This is a genomic window from Stenotrophomonas sp. YJH_SMC_64 (assembly GCF_059371375.1).
Genome location: NZ_JCAFUN010000001.1, coordinates 260,375 through 279,868, shown reverse-complemented (window position 1 = coordinate 279,868; position 19,494 = coordinate 260,375). Strand labels below are relative to the sequence as shown.

The following is a 19,494-nucleotide window of genomic DNA, read 5'->3' as shown; positions in this document are numbered from 1 at the left end:
TGGATCTACCGAGCGCAGCGACCCGCGTTTGCTTTTGCTTTTGCTTTCTTCTGTTGATTCCGTGGTGGGACGCCGCCGCAATGTGTCCGTGGCCGGGTGGGTGGGTTGCGCAGGGGCGTGAGCCGCATGGATGCGGCGACCGAGCTTACATGGACGTACTTGCAGCGCCCCCTGCGCGACCCAGCCACCCGGCCCCAACTGATGGATCCACTGGGCGCGACCCACCACGAGGGGCTCTGCCGTTGGCCGTCCTACTCGATCCCCTCACGCTCGATCGGCACGCTGCGCGGATTCTGCATGTGCTCCCGCGCCGCGCCATAGCGCTGCTGCCGCTTGTGATGGAACGCCACGAACTCATCCCGTGGCAGCGGCCGCGAGAACAGCCAGCCCTGCGCGAACTCGACCTTCCGGGTATGCAGGTACGCCAGCTGTGCCTCGGTTTCCACGCCCTCGGCCACCACCCACAGGCCCAGCTCCTTGGCCATGTCGATGATGTGCGGCGTCACCGGGCTGGTCGCGCTCTCGGTGCCGATCGCATCGATGAACGACTTGTCGATCTTCAGCGCATCCAGTGGCAGCTGCTCCAGGTACTGCAGGCTGGAGAAGCCGACGCCGAAATCATCAATGGCCACGCTGTGCCCGGCCCGACGTGCCTGTGCCAGCATCGTGCGGGCGCGGTCCAGATCGAGGAAGCCGCGCTCGGTGGCTTCCATCCAGATCTGCTGCGGCAGGATGCCGCTGCCGGCCATGTGCTTGGAGATCATCTTCAGCGCACGGCCGCTGCTGATGTCTTCGGCGGCCAGGTTGATCGCAATGTGCGCGCTGCGGTCGGCCACCAGCAGTTCGCGCATGTCGCGCACCACGTTCTCGATCACCAGATCGGTGACTGCGGCGATCATGCCGGCCTCTTCGGCCAGCGGAATGAACAGGTCCGGCCGCACCTGGGTGCCATCCGGGCGCTGCCAGCGTACCAGCGCCTCGGCGCCGACGCAGATGCCGGTATCCAGTTCGATGATGGGTTGATAGTGCAGGTACAGCTCGCGGCGGCGGATCGCCGTGGCCAGCTCGCCGCGCAGGGACAGGCGGCGACGCGACAGCCAGATCACCAGGCCGGCACCGATGGCGGCCAGCAGAACGCCGATCGGCACGAACAGCCAGGCCTGCTGGCGGAAGGTCGCGGCAAGCGCGGTACGCGGCGTGGTTGCGATCGCCAGCCACTCTTCGTTGCGCGCGGTGGCGTACAGGGTGTTGTGGTCCAGGCCCTCACCGGGCGCGCGCAGCAGGGTTTCCAGCAATGCCGGATCCATGCCGTCCTGCCTGGCCAGGAGGCGGCCGTCCGGGCTGGCCAGGGCAAGGCGCACGTTCGGGTCGGCGATGACATCGACGAAGCGGCGCGGATCGACCAGCACGTCGTAGTTGCCATACAGGATCGACAGGACCTGGCGCCGTCCGCTTGCCTCGGGGCGCACATCCACGGCGATGCCGGCGCCATCACTGGTGACGTGGTCGGACCTGGGCTGGTTGACGTCCGACAGGAACGGGCCCCACGACGTGCAGCGCAGCTTGCCACCCTCGAAGTAGCCCATCTGGTCGACCGACGGCGAGGTCATCACCAGCGTCTGCATGCGCCGGATGTGGTCCGGCCCGCACGGATCGTAGGCGCCGGCCTCGGCGGACTTCAACGCGGCCAGCGCTTCCAGGTAGGACTGGTCGGCGCGGCGCAGGGTGCGGCCGGCGATGTCGCGCAGGCGCTGCTGCTCGACACTGACCGCACGGTCCCAGGTGGCATAGGCCATCACCGCGATCGGCACGGCTGCGGCCAGCAGCGCCAGTGCGGTGCCGCCGATGATCACGCGCAGCCGGCTCATGGCCGGGGCTCCAGCGGGGCGGGCGGGGCAGGGCGCATGGTCGGGCCGATCCTTGGGCAGGTGCGGCTATCTGAGCATGGCGCCGGGCCGGGCGGAATGGGATGAATCCGGTATTCGGTCACATTGTGATGAAAGCGGCCAAGTTTGACGGGATTGGCCCATTCGACGCTGGCGCTCCGGCCTGCGGAGGACTACCGTCGAACGCTTCGCCCGCCCTTTTGCCCGCGCCCATGACCGAGCCCGCAACGCCCCCCGAGCACCTGCGCCGCAGCCTGTCCAACCGCCACCTGCAACTGATCGCCATCGGTGGTGCCATCGGCACCGGCCTGTTCATGGGCTCAGGCAAGACCATCAGCCTGGCCGGCCCATCCATCGTCTTCGTCTACCTGATCATCGGCGCGATGCTGTTCTTCGTGATGCGCGCGATGGGCGAGCTGCTGCTTTCCAACCTGCAGTACAAATCCTTCATCGATTTCTCCACCGACCTGCTCGGCCCCTGGGCCGGCTTCTTCTGTGGATGGACGTACTGGTTCTGCTGGATCGTCACCGCCATCGCCGATGTGATCGCCATTGCCGCCTACGCGCAGTTCTGGTTCCCCGGGCTTGACGCCTGGAAGCCGGCGCTGGCGTGCGTGATGCTGCTGCTGTCGCTGAACCTGGTGACGGTGAAGCTGTTCGGCGAAATGGAATTCTGGTTCGCGCTGATCAAGATCGTGGCGATCTGCGCGCTGATCATCACCGGCGCCGGCCTGGTGGCGTGGGGCTTCACCTCGCCCAGCGGCCACACCGCGTCGCTGTCGAACCTGTGGAACGACGGCGGCATGTTCCCGATGGGCCTGGTCGGTTTCTTCGCCGGCTTCCAGATTGCGGTGTTCGCCTTTGTCGGCATCGAGCTGGTCGGCACCACCGCCGCCGAAACCGCCGACCCCGAGCGCAACCTGCCCAAGGCGATCAACTCGATCCCGGTACGCATCATCATCTTCTACGTGCTGGCGCTGATCGCGATCATGGCCGTCACCCCGTGGCGCCAGGTGGTGCCGGACAAGAGCCCGTTCGTGCAACTGTTCGTGCTCGCCGGCATCCCTGCCGCCGCCAGCCTGATCAATTTCGTGGTGCTGACCTCGGCCACGTCCTCGGCCAACAGCGGCATCTTCTCCACCAGCCGCATGCTGTACGGCCTGGCCGAAGAGGGTCACGCCCCACGCGGGTTGTCGAAGTTGTCACGTGCCGCCGTGCCCGCCCGCGGCCTGCTGTTCTCGTGCCTGTGCCTGCTCGGTGGCACGCTGCTGATCTACCTGATTCCGAACCTGGTGACCGCCTTCACCCTGGTGACGACGCTGGCGACGGTGCTGTTCATCTTCGTCTGGTCGCTGATTCTGGTGGCCTACATGGCCTATCGCCGTCGCTACCCGGAGCGCCATGCCGCATCGATCTTCAAGATGCCCGGCGGTGTTGCCATGTGCTGGGCCTGCCTGGTGTTCTTCGCCGCCGTGCTGGTGCTGCTGAGCCTGCAGGCCGACACCCGCCAGGCGTTGATCGCCAGCCCGGTGTGGTTCGTGCTGCTGGGCGTGGGGTATTGGGTGCGTCGGAGGACCGCGAAATGACCGGGGATGCGGGGGCGGCAATGCCGGAAATCGGAAACGTCGGTAGAGTCGACTGTTAGTCGACTGCTCTCCCGTGGGCTTCCGGAAAACCCCGCGCTGCGCGCGATAGTCGACTGACAGTCGACTCTACCGCCGCCGCCGCCGGCGCCGGCGCCGGCGCCGGTGCCCGCGCGGGTGCAGGGCGCAGCCCTGCCGGCGCCCATTCACCCAACATTAGCGGGCGCGGCCGGATGATCCGGCCGCCATGCCCCGTCACCCTCTCCTGCTTGCGCTGTTGCTGCTGCCCAGCCTGTGGCCCGGGCTGGCCGCCGCGCGCACCGTCTACCGCTGCGTGCAGGGCAACACCGTCAGCCTGGCCACCGCGCCGGAACCCGGTTCACGCTGCACCGCGAAGGAAATCGACGACAACGCCATCCAGACCCCGAACCTGTGGGGCAACATGGGCGTGTTCAGCGGCGTGCTGTACGAGCGCGAGCAGGATGGCGCGCTGGTCTACTCCACCCGCAACCTGCCCGGCTCGCGGGTGTTCCTGAAGTTCACAGTGGCCACGCCGCCGGGCGAACCTGCCCACGAAGGCCTGGGCAAGGTCGGCAAGCCGCAGTTGGCGCAGCACGCCAAGCAGTTCAAGGCCGCGGCCAAGGCCACGGGTGTCGATGACGCATGGCTGCGCGCGATTGCCCATGCCGAAAGCAACTTCGATGCGCTGGCGGTCTCGACCAAGGGCGCACAGGGCGTGATGCAGTTGATGCCGGAGACCGCACAGGAATATGGCGTGCGCGATCCGTTCTCGCCGCAGCAGTCGATCGAGGGCGGCGCGCGCTACATGCGCGCGCTGCTGCGCCGCTACAACGGTGACCGGCCGCTGGCAGCGGCTGCGTACAACGCCGGCATCGGCGCGGTCACCCGCTACAAGGGCGTGCCGCCCTACGCCGAAACGCTGGCCTATGTGGACAAGGTGATGGCGCTGTACGCGCGCTACCGCGAAGCGATGGGCATCCGTACCGAAGTGCCAGCCCGCTAGGCGGAAGGTGTAGTGCCGAGCCCACGCTCGGCGCCACAGGACATCGGCTCAGCGCGAGGTCGAGGTGCTGACCAGGTCGTAGCGCTCAATGCGGCCGACGCGTGCCACCTCGGCCTGCACGTCGGCGCGCTGCTTCAGCGCACGCCAGGCCGCATCGATCTTCACGTCACCGGGCAGCGAGGGGTAGGTGCGCATGTCCTGCAGGGAGGCCAGCGTCTCGCCACGGTCGGTGGGGGAGCGCAGCTGTTCGATCAGCACTGCGGCTGCGCCGTCCAAGTTGCCTTCGTCCAGCAGCATCTCGCGATGGAACAGGCGTGCGTCGTCGCGCTGGGCAAGGATCACCGAGCGGGCGGCTTCCACTGCCTGGGCATCGCCGCGTTCGCGGGCGGCAGCGAACTGCAGCAGTGCCTGGGCCGCCTTGCCGTAACCGGCCAGGCCTGGCATGTCATTCACTGCGGCAGCAGCGTCCTGCATGCGGCCCAGCGAACTGAGCACGAAGCCGACGTTGAACTGGTGCTCGGCACCATCCGGGCCCAGCGCACCGATGCGTGCGGCCAGCCTGGCTGTGGCCAGCGCATCGTCGGTACGGCCCAACCGGCGCAGCGCCGTAAGCCGGCTGTTGAGCAGCCATGCCACCCATTCGGCTTCCGCCGCCGAGGGCGACTCACCTTCGGCCGCCGCACCGGCCATGCCATCGGTCAGTGCCAGCACTTCCTCGTTGCGGTCCAGCATCAGCAGCGTACTGCTGAACTCGGCCATGCGTGCGTCCAGCGCCCGGTCGAGCAGGCCGGAGACCCGCAGTTCGTCGAGGTGTTTCTGTGCAGCCTGCACCGGATCGAAGCGGGCATCGGCGCGGTCGACATAGCGATCAAACCGCTTGTCACTGCGCAGGCGGATGATCTCGGCGGGGCCGGTGATGCGCGCCAGCGTGGCGGGAATCCTGTCGCCACGGCCGTTGTCGGCCTGCAGCGTGGCCAGCGCCAGCCACAGCCCGGTGGGTTCCAGGCCGCCGCTCTTCCAGCCGTTGTCGAACAGCGCCTGCAGCAGTTCCATGCGCTGCTGGGGCTGGTCCCGCAGGCGGAACTGCAGGTAGTTGATCGCGTGGTGGTCCACCGGCAACGGCGCGTCGGCATGCTTCAGCGCCTGCACCAGGTGCTTCGTGGCAGGTGCCGGTTGGTTCTCGGACAGTTCCACCGAGACCAGGGTCAGCAGGACCTGCGCATCCTCCGGCAGTGCCTCCTGCGCCCGCTGCAGGTAGCGGCGGGCCTGGGCCGGCTTCTTCTGTATCAGTGCGGTCCAGCCGGCCACCTGCGCGGCGCGGCCGCGATGTTCGGCATCGAAGTCATCCAGCATCGGATCTTCCATCAGCCGTTCCATTGCGATCAGTGCGCCCAGCGTGTTGCCACTGCGCGACTGCTGGATGGCTTCATCCCATCGCGTAGCATAGGCCTGGTGCATCGCATCGGCGGTGACGGACGGCTTCTGCGGTGCCACCGTGATCGAAGCAGTGGCGGATGTGCTGGCCAATGCGGCAATCAGCAGGGCGGCGACGGGGAGGATGCGGGGCATGGAGGATTTCCATCCGTGGGAACCGCATTGAACCCGCTGCAGCCAGCGAGAACAAGCGCGATGGATGGAACTCTGGCGTTTGACCGCACGATTGGCCATGGCGGATCGTGCGTTCAGCGACTATTGTCGGTGCCTCTTCAGACAGCAGGCAGGCAGCGCAGCACGATGGCACGGTGGCAATGGATGGCGGCAGGCGTAGCATTGGCGACGGTAGTGGCATTGGCCGCAACCTGGTGGGAGACACCGCTGCATACGCTGGCTGAACCGGCGGGTCCGGTTCCAACGCCGCTGGCGTGGACCGCGCAGATCGAACCGCTGGCCGGCGATGGCCACCCGGGTGACCGCGATGGCGCGTCCGCGCAGGCACGTTTCGCCGATCCGTACGCGTTGCTGCGCAGTGCCGATGGCAGCGTCTATTTCACCGATGCCGGTGACAACAATCGGATCCGCCGCCGCTTGCCCGATGGCCGCGTTGAAACGGTGGCCGGGCAGGGCGAGGGACGCGTTGATGGCCCGGCACTGCAGGCCAGTTTCAATACGCCTTCGGGCATTGCCGCCGACGCGCAGGGCAACCTGTATGTGGCCGACACCGGCAACCATGCCATCCGCCGCATCGGCACCGATGGCCAGGTGACCACGCTGGCCGGTGGCGAACAGGGCCACGCCGATGGCCCTGCCGCACAGGCACGCTTCGATGCGCCGATGGGCATTGCAGTGGATGCGCAGGGCCAGGTCTATGTGGCCGATACCTTCAATGACCGCATCCGGGTGATCGGTACCGATGGCAACGTGCGCACCCTGGCCGGCGGCGATCGGCCGGGCCTGGCCGATGGCACCGGCGCCGCTGCGCGCTTCGACACGCCGGTGGCGTTGGCCTTCGATGCGCAGGGCGCGCTGCTGGTGGCCGACCTGTTCAACAACGCGGTGCGCCGCGTAGGCGCCGACGGAACGGTCAGCACCGTGGTCGCCGCCGGTGGCGTGATCAATGGGCCGCTGTCGCTGGCCACCACCCACGACGGTGTGCTGTACGTGGGCGATCTTGATGGCCGCATCGTGCAGGTGACGCCGCAGGGTCACCAGATCGCGCTGGTTGGCAATGGTCGCCTGCCGCGCCTGGCCCGCCCCAGCGGGCTGGCGATGGATGCCGATGGCAGCGTGCTGGTGGCCGACGCCGCCAGCTACCGTCTGCATCGCCTGCGCCCGCTGCCGGTGGGCGAACTACCGGCACCGGCACTGGTCGGCCCGGCTGCCGATGCGGCGTTGCCGGAGACTGGCGGTCGCTGGCCGCTAGCACCGCAGGACGGTTGGCATGAAGTGGTCGGTACGTTGGGTGAGGTGCGCGGCAACTTCACTGGCGAGAGCCGCCACCACCTGCATGGCGGTTTCGACGTGCGCGGTGATGTGGGCCAGACCGTACTGGCGATTGCCGAGGGCAAGATCAGCAGCCCGGTGGCCGCCTGGAACCTGGGTGAGCAGGCCGAGGGCCTGGCGGTGGACCGCCTCAAGTACATCCACATGCGGGTCGGCCGCACCCCGCGCGATGAGCCCTACGATGCGCGCTGGCAGGCGTTGTATGACGAGCAGGGCAAGCTGGAGCGGATGCGCGTGCGCCGCGGCATGCGCATCCACGTCGGCGACCGCCTGGGCAGCATCAACAACCAGGCGCACGTGCACCTGGCCGTGGGTACCGGTGGTTTCGAGACCAATGCCGTGGCGCTGGGCTTCCACAACTACGCCGACCACTTCGCACCGCGCATCACCGATGTGGCGCTGCTGGATGACAACGACCAGCCGATGGCCGCCGGCAGCGATGGCGTGGTGATGGTGGCGCGCCAGGGCCGCGGCGTGCAGATCGTGATCGAGGCCTGGGACCAGGTCGACAACAACCTGCCGCGTCGTCGCCTGGGCATGTACCAGGTGGGCTACCAGATCCTCGATGCCGGCGGACAGCCGCTGCAGGGTTACGAGCAGCCGCGCTGGAACATCGTGTTCAACCGCATGCCGCCGCAGAAGGAAGCGGTGCGCGTGGCCTACGCACCGGACAGCGGTATCACGGTGCATGGCAGTGCGGTGACCCGGTTCCGTTACCTGGCCACCAACACCGTGCGTGATGGCCTGATGGAGACCGGGCGCTGGCAGCCGGCGGCGCTGCCGCCGGGCGAGTACATCGTGCGCGCCAGCGTGCGCGACTACAGCGGTAACGAAGGCGTGGGCCCGCGCGAGATCAGGATACGGCTGCTGCCATAGCCGCAGCCGGGGCGCCGCAGCGTTCGCGCTCGGCGTCCATGTCTTCCAGTGGCCGCACCTCGATGCTGCCGAAGCGCGCCCACGGGAAGTCGCGGGCGATGCGCATGGCTTCGTCGCGGTCGCGGGCGACGATCAGGTTGAAGCCGGCCAGCAGTTCGCGGGTTTCGGCGAACGGGCCATCCAGTACACGGCTGTGGCCATCGCGCACGCGCAGGGTCTGCGCGGTGTCGACCGGCTGCAGCTTCTGCGCGGCCAGCAGCGTGCCCTCGGCCTGAAGTTTGTCTGCGTGGGCCAGGCAGTCGCGCATCAGCGCGTTGAATTCTTCGGTGGGCAGGGCCTGCAGCAGGGCAGGCTCGATGTAGATCAGAAGCAGGTACTGCTGCATGGCACGGTCCTGGCGGGGGCGGAGTGTCCATGATCGCGCAGGATTGCGCGTGGGCATGTTGCAGCGCGGGAGGCGGCGCCTTCGGCGGGGATCGGCGAACGGCGGAGCCCCTCCGTGGTGGGGTTGGGTTGGTCGCTGAAAGCTGGGTTTCTGGCGGTTGGCCGGGTGGGTAGGCGGGTCGGGGGACGCCGTAAACCCGTCCATGGGGGCTTGGCCGCGGCATCCATGCCGCGGACACCCCCGCCCCGCCTACCCACCCGGCCTTGGACAGATCTCTGCAGCTGATCCACCACGGAAAATCACAAACAAGAGCAAAAGCGGGTCGCTTCGCTCGCAAAGCCGAGCCCGCCAGCCAACCGCCGTTGCTGTTGCCTTTGCTTCTGCCTTTTTCTCTTGATCTTCCCGTAGTGGTTCGGCTACCGGAATCTGTCTGGGGCCGGGCGGGTGGGGTTGGCGGGGTATCTGCGGCATGGATGCCGCGGCTAAGCCCCCATGGACGGGTTCACGGCGTCCCCGCCAATCCCACCCGCCCGGCCCACCCAAAGGAACCCAGCTTTCAGCGACCAACCCAACCCCACCACGGAGGGGCTCCGCCGTTCGCCGACTCCCGCCGAAGGCGCGCTTTCCGCGCAAGAAAAAAATTTCCAACAGACGTGTCGATTCCCAGCCCCCTGGTTCGTTGTACCCAATGAAGGGCACGCACCACGCGTCCCCACGGGAGACCGCAATGAAAGTGATGGTGATCGTGAAGGCCAACGCCGACTCCGAAGCCGGCCGCATGCCCAGCGAACAGGAACTGTCCGAAATGGGCGCCTTCAACGAACAACTGGTGGCCGCCGGCATCATGCTGGCCGGTGAAGGCCTGCACGCCACCCAGCGCGGCCGTCGCATTCATTTCGGCGGCGGGGCACCCAAGGTCGAGGCCGGTCCGTTCGGTCCTGCCAGCGAACAGATCGCCGGCTTCTGGCTGTGGGAGGTGCGGTCGCTGGACGAGGCCGTTGAATGGGCCAGCCGCGCGCCGTTCAACAGTGGCGGCACGCTGGAGCTGCGTCCGCTGATTTCAGCCGAAGACTTCGGTGAAGCCTTCACCCCCGACTTACAGCAGCAGGAACAGCGTCTGCGTGCACAGCTGGAAGGTTGACCCGATTCATCTCCCTGCCGGGCACGACCCGGCACTACTGCCCTAGAACCGCATAACGGAGTATTGCCATGAAACTGATTCCCTTCCTCGGCTTCAGCGGCCAGGCCCATGAGGCGATGGCGTTCTACGCCAAGGCGCTGGGTGGCCAGGTCACCTCGGAAATGAAGTACCGCGACATGCCGCCCTCCGACGGCTCGCCGGGCTGCAACGAAATGCCGCCGGAAACCCTGGACCACGTCGCGCACAGCCAGCTGGAAATCGGCAGCGCCATCGTGATGGCAGCCGACGGTCCCGGCGGTGGCGAGGGTGGTTCGACCACCATCAATGTCGACGTCGACAGCATCGAGGAAGCCGAGCGCGTGTTCGCGGCGCTGGCCGAAGGTGGCCAGGTGCAGATGCCGATCGCTGAAACGTTCTGGGCGCACCGCTGGGGCATGCTGATCGACCGCTACGGCAAGCCGTGGATGGTCAACTGCATGAAGCAGCCCTGATCCCCCTTTTTGTCATCCACAAGGAGCTTCACCGATGAGCGCATCACAACCGCAGATGATCTTCGTCAACCTGCCCGTGCAGGACCTGGAGAAGTCGAAGGCGTTCTTCACCGCGTTGGGCTACAGCTTCAATCCCACCTACACCAATGACGATGCGGCTGGCATGGTCATCAGCGAGAGCATCTACGTGATGTTGCTGACCCAACCTTTTTTCCAGCAGTTCACCAACAAGCCGATTGCCGATGCACACACTCACACGGAAGTGATCAATGCGCTCTCGGCCCCCAGTCGCAAGGCAGTTGACGAGTTGGTGGACAAGGCACTGGCTGCAGGTGCCAGCGAACCGCAGCCGGCGCGCGACTACGGCTTCATGTACCAGCGCGGCTTCCAGGACCTGGATGGCCATCTCTGGGAAATCGCACACATGGACGGCGAGCCGGGCTGACGGCCGCCACAAGGGAGAACCCTCATGGCTTACGTGGATGCTTACGTGCTGCCGTGCCCACAGGACAAGGTGGCGGCCTACCGCCGCCTCGCCCGCAAGGCCGGTGCGGTGTGGAAGGACCATGGCGCGCTGCAGTACATGGAATGCGTGGCTGACGATGTGGAACCGGGCAAGAGCACCTCGTTCCCGCGTGCGGTCAAGGCAAAGCCCGGCGAAACGGTGATCGTCGCCTTCGTGGTGTTCCGTTCGCGCGCGGCGCGCGACCGCATCAACGCCAGGGTAATGGCCGACCCGCGGCTGGCGTCGCTGGGCCCGAAGGACATGCCGTTCGATACCAGGCGCATGTTCTGGGGCGGCTTCAAGCCGATTGTTGAAGCGTGAGCTGCGGCGCTTGTGCGGGCCGGGCGTGCGTGCTGTGATCGGCGCATGCCCGATCCCGCACTGACGCAGCGTCTGGAAACCCTCTGGCGGATGGAATCGCCGGTGTTGATCGCGCGCCTGGCGCGGCTGCTCGGGGGCGATGTCGGCCGTGCCGAGGAGCTGGCCCAGGACACCTGGCTGGCCGCGCTGGAGCGCTGGCCGGAACAGGGCATCCCGGACAACCCCGGAGCCTGGCTGATGACCACTGCGCGCAACCGTGCCATCGATGTGCTGCGCCAACACCAGCGGGTGGCGCAGCAGCATGCGCAGTGGGGCGAGGAACTGCACCCAGCGGCGCTGCCGGCACCGGATGACAGCCAGGCGCTGGAGGATGACCTGGGTGACGATCTGCTGCGGTTGATGTTCGTGGCCTGCCATCCGGTGCTGCCGGCCGATGCGCGGGTGGCACTGACCCTGCGCCTGCTCGGTGGCCTGACCACCGTCGAGATCGCACGTGCGTTCCTGCAGCCCGAGCCGACCATCGCCCAGCGCATCGTGCGCGCCAAGCGCACCTTGGCGCAGAAGCAGGTGCCCTATGAGGTGCCGCGCGCGGACGCGATGCCCGAGCGACTGGCTTCGGTGCTGGAGGCGATCTACCTGGTCTTCAATGAAGGTTACGCGGCCAGCGCCGGCGATGACTGGATGCGTCCGGCGCTGTGCGAGGAGGCACTGCGGCTCGCACGCATCCTGGCGCACCGGCTGCCGGTGCCGCCGGTGCTGGGCCTGCTGGCACTGATGGAACTGCAGGCATCGCGTGCTGCGGCACGGACCGACGCGCAGGGCGCGCCGGTGCTGCTGGACCAGCAGAACCGCGCGCGCTGGGACTGGCTGCAGATCGAACGCGGGCAGCAGGTGCTGGCCCGCGCGCTGGCCGCCGGTGGTGCTGATGATCCCTATGTATTGCAGGCGCGCATCGCCGCCTGCCATGCGGCTGCGCGTCGGGCTGAAGCCACCGACTGGCCACGTATCGCTTCGCTCTATACCCAGTTGCTGCGGGTGATGCCTTCGCCGGTTGTCGCTTTGAATCGGGTCGTGGCGGTGCTGCGCAGCGAGGGCGCGTTCGCTGCGTGGGCACAACTGCAGCCGCTGCTGGTGGATGCACGCCTGCGCGAGTACGCGCCCCTGCAGGTGGTGCGCGCGGAGATACTACAGGCGCTGGGGCGCGACCTCGACGCGCGTCAGGCTTTTGCCGAAGCCGCCAGACTCAGCCAGAACCAGGCGGAGCGGGGCCTGCTGCGCCAACGGGCCGGACTGCCGCCCCAGGAGTGACTGCGACGAACGCAGCACTTGTCGGCAGGCGCCTGAGCGGCTATGTTTCGCGCCCAGCGGACGCATCAGCGTCCGCATTCCGTGCGTATTGACCGAGGAGCGGTTGGATGTATTCAAGGACGAAGAGCGCATCGCGCGCTTTTGCGCGCCTGCTTGCCTGTGCCCTGTGCCTGGCCGTGTGGCCGATGGCCGCGCAGGCGGCTGACAAATCGCAGCAGGCCTACTGGGCCGGTTTTGCCTATACCGCGGATGCCGCTGCCGTGCAGGCGACCACGCCGCATGCGCATGCCGTGCTGGAAAAGCGCGGCCTGATCCCGCTGAACCAGACCCTGGCGCAGGCGCTCAAGCGCCGGCCGCCGGCGAACCTGGAGCTGATCGACCAGCCGGTGGCGATGCTCGACGGCACCACCAGCGCGACGGTGCTGGCCGCCGCACTGGACCGCGAACTGGTCTCGGTCGAGCCGATCGGCAACCAGTACAAAGTGCTGGTGGAAGTGGCCCTGCAGGCACTGTTCTTCGATTTCCGCGAGCGCCAGGTGATCGCGTCCTATCCGCTGACCCTGCAGCGCATCGACGTGCAGGACTATCGGCCGGACAACGACGATATCGACGCGATCGTCGCCGATCTGCTGTACGGCAGCGCCGATACCAGCCTGTCGCAGGTGCTGGCCGCCAGTCTCGCCCAGGCCAAGCTGCCCGATGCCGCCGTGCGTCGCCTGCAGGTCGGTGGCGTAACCCTGTCCGACGCGGTCCGCGCCAAGCTGCCCGACCCGAAGTGGGAAACCCCGCTGCGCGCCACGCTGGCCCATGAACTGTCCAAGACGCTGTCGTCCAATACCGGCGTCGGCCTGCTGCCGCCGGCCTCGGGCCAGGCGATCGGTGGTGCGATGGCCGCCCGCTTTGCCGACGGCAAGGTCTACCAGTTGAAGATCCCCGAGCCGGACTACGTCATCACTATGCAGGTCGATGCGCTGAAGAACGGCGTCATCAATGAAACCCCGGCGATGAAGACGATGCTGTTCGGCGCGTTCTTCACCGCCAAAGTGACCGAGCCCTTCTCCGGCAAGGTCTATTTCGAACAGCCGCTGCGCAAGGGCGCCACCAAGGTGGTGCCGGTCACGCAGTGGCAGGTCGACCAGTGGTCGGCCAGCTACGAAACCCTGCTGGCCGGCTTCGATGCCTTCGCCGGCGCCGCCGCCAAGCGTGCCGATTCGCGCGCATGGCTGGACGAACAGAAGCCGGGCGGACGCCCGTTGCAGCAGCAGACCCAAGCCCTCCAGGAGTTGATCAAGTCATGTCGTTGATGCGTACCATCCTGCTCATCCTCATCGCGCTGGTGGTGGCCTCGCCGGTCGCCGCGCAGACCGCGAGTTCGCGCGGTACCGGTTCGGCCAGCTACGGCCTGCGCCTGAGCGCCGACACCCGCGCCCAGGCCCTGAACAAGGCCAAGGTCAATGCACTGGAGGCGTACATCGCTGAAACCGGTGCGGCCAAGCTGCGCCTGTTCGAAGCCCGCCGCGCCGAGTTCATCGGCGAGATCGACCGTTATGTGCTCAGTGCCGTGCCGCTGTCGGACACCGAAGACAAGAAGGCCAAGACCTACACCGTCACTGTCCGCGCCGAGATCAACACCACGCTGCTGCAGACCAAGCTGGACGCAGGTTCGGCCGTGGCCGGTGCCACCGCCGCGCAGCGTTCGCTGCTGACCTTCCTGTTCATGGCACGCTCGCAGGACACCGTGCAGTCGTTCCAGGACAAGGAATACCGCCGCGTCGACGCCAGCAGCAGCTACAGCGAGAACACCCGTGAAGGCGACAGCTTCCGTGGCAACTCGGTCAGCACCAACGGCAGCATCAACCAGAACGGCTCGGTGTCGGTCACCAGCGGTGGCAGCACCACCCAGCGCAGCGACAACATCAGCTGGAAGGTGGCCAACGCCGCTGAAGTGAACACCGCGATGACCGGTGCCTTCAGCGCCGCCGGCTACGAAGTGGTTGAAGCCGAGTACGTGGAAGGCGAATCGCGCGGCCTGCTGAGCATCGAGCGCATCCGCAAGGACTTCAGCACCGGCAACGACCTGTCTGCCGCCACCCTGCGCGATACCGCCAACGGCATCCGTGCGGCCAACATCCCCTACATCGCCGTCGGTACCCTCGACGTCGGCATGCGCGACCGCGATCCGGCCAGCGGCAACACCCGCGTGTTCGTCACGGTCACCGGCAAGGTGCTGGACGTGACCGGTCGTTTCCCGCGCACCGTGTCGTCGGTGGGCCCGGTGCAGTTCTCCGGCACCGGCCCGAATGAAACCGTGGCCCGTACCAATGCCCTGCAGCTGGCTGCCGAGAAGGCCGCCCAGCAGATGATCAACGAACTGAACGTCAAGGCAGTCCGCTGATCCGCCACCCGGTGGGTGCCGAGCTCGCTCGGCATCGCGCTGGGGTTACCGATTCCCACGTGCCGCTTCGCGGCCGTCTCTCCCAAAGGACACTCATATGATCCGCAATACCGCTCTTGTCGTGGCCATCGCTGCCGCCACCCTGTCGATGCCGGCCCACGCGGGCCTGGGCAAGCTGAAGGACCTGGCCGGTGCCGCCACCGGCACCTCCAGCAGCAGCGCCTCCAGCGCCGCCGCTCCGGATGAAGCCTCGCAGGAAGCGCTGGTGCGTCGTTTCGTCAGCTCGCAGTCGCACTCGCTGCAGGCCCAGACTTCGTTCGCCCGCGCCTTCGGCCTGGCCGAGCAGGTGCAGCTGCTGGAAGCCGAGCGCCAGGCGCTGTCGTCGGGTTCGGTCAGCGTCGATGCGATGAAGAAGTCGGTGTCGGTCAGCGAAGCTGCGCAGGCCGCGATCAACGAGCGCCAGGCCGCTCAGCCGGAACTGAACGCTGAATCCAAGCAGCACTACGCCGAAGGCCTGGTCTCGCTGCTGGCGTCGGCAGCCGAAGCACAGAAGCTGGGCGGCGAAGCCAGCAGCTTCACCGCCGGCATGAAGAACCTGGGCGCGACCCAGCTGGCCACCGTTGGCCGCAAGCTGGCAGCGGGCGCATGGGTGGCCAAGGAATCGCCGGGCTTCATCCAGGGCCTGTACGGTTCGACCAAGTCGGCCGTGACCTTCGCCAGGAAGAGCAAGGTGAAGGTGCCGTCCAACGCCGACTCGATGCTCGACTCGATCTGATCCGAGGCGAATCTCCATGCGTATGACAACCCGTTTGATCGGCCTGGGCCTGGCCGCCGCGCTGCTTGCAGCCTGCGGCAAGCAGGACACCCCGGCCGCCGCGCCCGCCAAGGACAAGGCAACCAGTGCACTGGCCAGCAATGCGCCAGTGGAAGCAGCGCCCCTGCGTGGCACGCCGGATTTCGGCGGCACCACCCAGGTCGCGCGCGAAGCCGACGGCATCGGCAGCACCCCGGAACTGGCGGTGCTGGCGGCGCTGCAGTCGGCCGTGGCGCAGGTCAACGGCGTACGCGTGGCCAGCCAGATGCAGGGCCTGCGCGCAGGCCTGCATGTGGATGTGGATGGCGAACACGTCGGCGATATCCGCGCCGACGCGTTCACCCAGCAGATGATCGCCGGCTCGCAGGGCGCGGTGCTGGGCTATGAAATCCTGTCGCAGGATGAAGTGCGGCAGCTGGACGAGGAAACCATCGCCCGCGTGCGCGCCAGCGATGAAGGCTGGAGCTTCAAGGGCTCGGCGTCGGCCAATGCGTCCGGCGAAGCCTCGGCCAAGAGCGGTTCGGCCTCGGCCAGCGTCAGGGAAAGCTACGACGAGAAGGTCAGCGTCGATGCCAAGCGTGGTGCAAGCTCGTTCGATTCCGACGTGACCCACCGCAGCATGCGCAGCTACTGGAAGGTGCGCGTGCGTGCACAGATCGCCCAGTACCGCGCACCGGACGAGCAGGGCAAGCCGAAGATCGTGGTTGCACTGCCGCGCACCAAGGCCGGCAGCTACGCCGTAGGCGATGGCCGCGTGGATGCCGATGAAGTGGCCGACGCGATCCGTGCGCGCCTGTCCGACACGCTGACCCAGACCCAGCGCTTCATCGTGCTGGACCGCGAGTTCGGCGACGAACTGCAGGCCGAGATCGACCACATCAACAGCGGCAACGTGCGCCTGCAGGACACCGCGCGCGTGGGCCAGCAGCTGGCGACCGATCTGATCCTGATACCGACCATCGAACGCTTCGAGTACCCGCGCAGCGTGCGCAACCTGCGCATGTCCGACCGCCAGGTGACCTCGTACTCCGGTGGCGGCCGCATCACCCTGCGCCTGATCAACGCCACTACCGGCCAGGTGGTGATGTCCGACAGCTTCGACCACCAGCTGGCCTCGACCGGCCCCAGCACCCTGCCGCGCGTGGTCAACGGCCGCAACATGGCCGCGGCGATGATGGAATCGCTGTCGGGCCAGATCGGCACCAGCATCGTCACCACGCTGTTTCCGGTGTCGGTGGTCTCGGTGGACGGTGACCAGGTGGTGCTGAGCCAGGGCGGTGACACCGTGCAGGCCGGCCAGCGCTGGCAGGCCGTGCGCCTGGGCGAAGAACTGAAGGACCCGCAGACCGGCCGCTCGCTGGGCCGCAGCGAACACCCGTGCTGCACCATCCGCATCGACCGCGTGGCCGCACAGACCTCGTACGGCACCATCGAAGACGGCGTCGACGCGATGCGCGGCGGTTTCCGCCCGGGCCAGATCGAACTGCGCCAGAAGCTGGGCAGCAAGCCGGCCGCCGCCGCCGCAGGTGCGACTGCCTCGGCCGCTCCCGCAGCTGCCGCACGCCCGGCCGCCAAGCCGAAGCCCAAGCCCGCTGCCGCGCCGGCCGAAGACCCGAACTGGTAACAGGCTCAAGCAACACACCGGTGGGGTCAGATCCCTTTCCCGCCGGGAAAGGGATCTGACCCCTTCGTGTTTTCCATGCGTGTCGACCAAGGTCGACACCTACCAACAGCAGCGGGAAGCTGTCGAAGGCGGGGTGGGTCCGGTTGCGGGGGTGTCCGCGGCATGGATGCCGCGGCCAAGCCCCCAAGGACGGGTTTACGGCGTCCCCCGCAACCGGACCCACCCCGCCATTCCACCGAATGCCTGCTTCTGCTGTTGCTGTTGCTTCGGCTGTTGCTGTTGCCCTGGCATCGGCAGGTGCAGGGCGCAGCCCTGCCGAATCCCATTACACTCCAGAAGGATTTCCTGCTGGAGAGAGCAATGAAACGAGTAGCACTGGGCCTGCTGGCCCTGTCGGTGTCGAGCGCACTGATGGCGGCCACCCCGAAATTCGATGGCGCGCGGATCTCCGCCGACGTCAAGGAACTGGCCTCCGACGCCTACGAAGGCCGCTCCCCGGCCACCGCCGGCGAAGAAAAGACCATCGCCTTCCTCAGCAAGCAGTTCGCCGACGCCGGCCTGCAGCCGGGCGGTGACCTCAAGGACGGCAAGCGCCTGTGGACCCAGGCCGTGCCGCTGCGCAAGGGCGACATCGTCGGCGCGCCGCAGTTGGCATTGCGCCAGGGCGGCAAGACCCTGCCGCTGGAACAGGGCAAGCAGATTGCCGTGCGCGCCGCCATGAACGGGGCCAGCAACGTCGACATCAGCAAGGCCCCGCTGGTGTTCCTCGGTTACGGCGTGAAGGCCCCGGAGCGCAACTGGGACGACTTCAAGGGCGTGGACCTGAAGGGCAAGATCGCCGTCGTGCTGATCAACGACCCGGACTTCGAGACCGGCCAGGGTGACTTCGACGGCAAGGGCATGACCTACTACGGCCGTTGGACCTACAAGTACGAAGAAGGCGCCCGCCAGGGTGCGCTGGGCGTGCTGATCGTGCACGAGACCGCACCGGCGTCGTACGGCTGGGCCACCGTGGCCGGCTCCAACACCAACACCATGTTCGATGTGGTGCGCGACAACCCGGCTGACAGCCACCCGCTGCTGGAAGGCTGGATCCAGCGCGACCTGGCCGTGGAGCTGTTCCGCTCGGCCGGGCAGGACTTCGAGGCGCTGAAGAAGAAGGCGCAGCAGCGCGACTTCACCCCGGTGCCGCTGACCGGCGCCAGCCTGGACGCGAAGTACGCGGTGAAGACCGAAGTGATCACCTCGCACAACGTGGCCGCACGCCTGGAAGGCAGCCGCCACCCGGACGAGACCATCGTCTACAGCGCGCACTGGGACCACATCGGCGTGGGCGAGCCCGACGCACGTGGCGACCGCATCTTCAATGGCGCACTGGACAACGCCAGTGGCACCGCCTCGCTGATCGAACTGGCCCGTGGCTTCGCCAAGGCCAAGCGTCCAGAGAGGTCAGTGCTGTTCCTGGCGGTCACCGCCGAGGAAAAGGGCCTGCTGGGTTCGGAGTACTACGCCACCCATCCGCTGTATCCGCTGGAAAAGACCGTGGCGGTGATCAACATGGACGGCATGGCGCCGTTCGGGCCGTCGCGTGACTTCGGCATCTACGGTGCCGCGCGTTTCGAGCTGCTGGACCAGCTGAAGGACGTGGCCAAGGGCTGGGATATCCGCTACACCCCGGACCCGAAGCCGGAAGCCGGCCTGTTCTTCCGCTCCGATCACTTCCCATTCGCCAAGCGTGGCGTTCCGGCACTGTCGTGGTCGGCCGGCCAGGACTGGGTGGACGGCGGGGTGGCCGCAGGCAAGAAGGCCTCCGAGGACTACACCGCCAAGCGCTACCACCAGCAGGGCGACGAATGGCAGCCGGACTGGGTGTTCGCCGGTGCCGCCCGCGACCTGGAAGTGCTGTACACGCTCGGCAACCAGCTGGCCAACACGCGCAGCTGGCCGAACTGGAGCAAGGACGAATCGTTCCGCGCCGTTCGTGATGCCAGCGCCGACCAGCGCAAGTAAGGGCATGCGCCGGGTTCGCCCGGCGCCTCCCGGGTAGTGCCGGGCGCTGGCCGGCATCCCTGTGATGCATGCGGAGATAGTGGGGAGCCGGCCAGCGGCCGGCACTACCAGATGGCTTTCCATCCCCGCTTTTCCCGCCTTCGTCGCAGCCCGCTTGTTTGCCCGGCGGGCCGCACTATGCTCGGCTCACC

At 67.4% G+C, this 19,494-nt stretch carries 16 protein-coding genes; 13 read left to right on the top strand and 3 right to left on the bottom strand.

Annotated features, from left to right (window positions below; translation table 11 throughout):
- Nucleotides 1-251: 251 nt before the first annotated feature.
- Nucleotides 252-1,868, bottom strand: a complete 1,617-nt coding sequence (locus AC5P9L_RS01205) for an EAL domain-containing protein (RefSeq protein ID WP_262101541.1) — start codon at nucleotides 1,866-1,868, stop codon at nucleotides 252-254.
- A 230-nt stretch (nucleotides 1,869-2,098) separates the two neighbouring features.
- Between AC5P9L_RS01205 and cycA the strand changes: the two genes are divergently transcribed.
- Nucleotides 2,099-3,472 carry a D-serine/D-alanine/glycine transporter gene (gene cycA, locus AC5P9L_RS01200; RefSeq protein ID WP_005412098.1) on the top strand — a complete coding sequence of 458 codons (1,374 nt, stop codon included), beginning with the start codon at nucleotides 2,099-2,101 and terminating at the stop codon, nucleotides 3,470-3,472.
- A 244-nt stretch (nucleotides 3,473-3,716) separates the two neighbouring features.
- Complete coding sequence (locus tag AC5P9L_RS01195; RefSeq protein ID WP_012479002.1) at nucleotides 3,717-4,493, top strand: lytic transglycosylase domain-containing protein; 777 nt, start codon at nucleotides 3,717-3,719, stop codon at nucleotides 4,491-4,493.
- A 48-nt stretch (nucleotides 4,494-4,541) separates the two neighbouring features.
- Here the strand turns inward: AC5P9L_RS01195 and AC5P9L_RS01190 are convergent, their stop codons facing one another.
- The gene (locus AC5P9L_RS01190) at nucleotides 4,542-6,062 is read right to left on the bottom strand and encodes a tetratricopeptide repeat protein (protein ID WP_150359429.1); all 1,521 of its coding nucleotides are present in this window, start codon (nucleotides 6,060-6,062) and stop codon (nucleotides 4,542-4,544) included.
- 165 nt (nucleotides 6,063-6,227) lie between these two features.
- On the opposite strand from AC5P9L_RS01190, the gene AC5P9L_RS01185 reads away from it, so the two are divergent.
- The gene (locus tag AC5P9L_RS01185; RefSeq protein WP_262101542.1) at nucleotides 6,228-8,309 is read left to right on the top strand and encodes an NHL repeat-containing protein; all 2,082 of its coding nucleotides are present in this window, start codon (nucleotides 6,228-6,230) and stop codon (nucleotides 8,307-8,309) included.
- On the opposite strand, the gene AC5P9L_RS01180 is transcribed toward AC5P9L_RS01185, so the two are convergent.
- Entirely contained in the window at nucleotides 8,287-8,694 is a 408-nt protein-coding gene (locus tag AC5P9L_RS01180; RefSeq protein ID WP_005407885.1) for a YciI family protein, read from the bottom strand. The genes AC5P9L_RS01185 and AC5P9L_RS01180 overlap by 23 nt on opposite strands.
- A gap of 727 nt (nucleotides 8,695-9,421) precedes the next feature.
- Here AC5P9L_RS01180 and AC5P9L_RS01175 point away from each other — a divergent pair.
- The 10 genes from AC5P9L_RS01175 (at nucleotide 9,422) to AC5P9L_RS01130 (ending at nucleotide 19,303) form a co-directional block, all read left to right on the top strand.
- On the top strand, nucleotides 9,422-9,835 hold the full coding sequence (locus AC5P9L_RS01175) for a YciI family protein (protein WP_005412103.1): 414 nt from the start codon (nucleotides 9,422-9,424) through the stop codon (nucleotides 9,833-9,835).
- A 68-nt stretch (nucleotides 9,836-9,903) separates the two neighbouring features.
- Entirely contained in the window at nucleotides 9,904-10,326 is a 423-nt protein-coding gene (locus AC5P9L_RS01170) for a VOC family protein (protein WP_005407887.1), read from the top strand.
- A 34-nt stretch (nucleotides 10,327-10,360) separates the two neighbouring features.
- Nucleotides 10,361-10,771, top strand: a complete 411-nt coding sequence (locus AC5P9L_RS01165; RefSeq protein WP_049418164.1) for a VOC family protein — start codon at nucleotides 10,361-10,363, stop codon at nucleotides 10,769-10,771.
- A 24-nt stretch (nucleotides 10,772-10,795) separates the two neighbouring features.
- Nucleotides 10,796-11,152 (top strand): DUF1428 domain-containing protein, encoded by a 357-nt coding sequence (locus AC5P9L_RS01160; protein ID WP_005407889.1) that lies wholly within the window; start codon nucleotides 10,796-10,798, stop codon nucleotides 11,150-11,152.
- 45 nt (nucleotides 11,153-11,197) lie between these two features.
- Nucleotides 11,198-12,460, top strand: a complete 1,263-nt coding sequence (locus tag AC5P9L_RS01155) for an RNA polymerase sigma factor (protein ID WP_049395632.1) — start codon at nucleotides 11,198-11,200, stop codon at nucleotides 12,458-12,460.
- Between the two features lie 107 nt (nucleotides 12,461-12,567).
- Nucleotides 12,568-13,764, top strand: a complete 1,197-nt coding sequence (locus AC5P9L_RS01150; protein ID WP_100443128.1) for a hypothetical protein — start codon at nucleotides 12,568-12,570, stop codon at nucleotides 13,762-13,764.
- Entirely contained in the window at nucleotides 13,755-14,855 is a 1,101-nt protein-coding gene (locus AC5P9L_RS01145; RefSeq protein WP_005407892.1) for a hypothetical protein, read from the top strand. Before AC5P9L_RS01150 ends, AC5P9L_RS01145 begins: the two co-directional genes overlap by 10 nt.
- A 97-nt stretch (nucleotides 14,856-14,952) precedes the next feature.
- Nucleotides 14,953-15,630: a hypothetical protein gene (locus AC5P9L_RS01140; protein WP_049395636.1), complete on the top strand. Its 678-nt coding sequence runs from the start codon at nucleotides 14,953-14,955 to the stop codon at nucleotides 15,628-15,630.
- A 16-nt stretch (nucleotides 15,631-15,646) separates the two neighbouring features.
- On the top strand, nucleotides 15,647-17,293 hold the full coding sequence (locus tag AC5P9L_RS01135; RefSeq protein WP_032966398.1) for a CsgG/HfaB family protein: 1,647 nt from the start codon (nucleotides 15,647-15,649) through the stop codon (nucleotides 17,291-17,293).
- Between the two features lie 360 nt (nucleotides 17,294-17,653).
- Nucleotides 17,654-19,303 (top strand): M28 family metallopeptidase, encoded by a 1,650-nt coding sequence (locus AC5P9L_RS01130; RefSeq protein ID WP_138970091.1) that lies wholly within the window; start codon nucleotides 17,654-17,656, stop codon nucleotides 19,301-19,303.
- Nucleotides 19,304-19,494 lie beyond the last annotated feature (191 nt).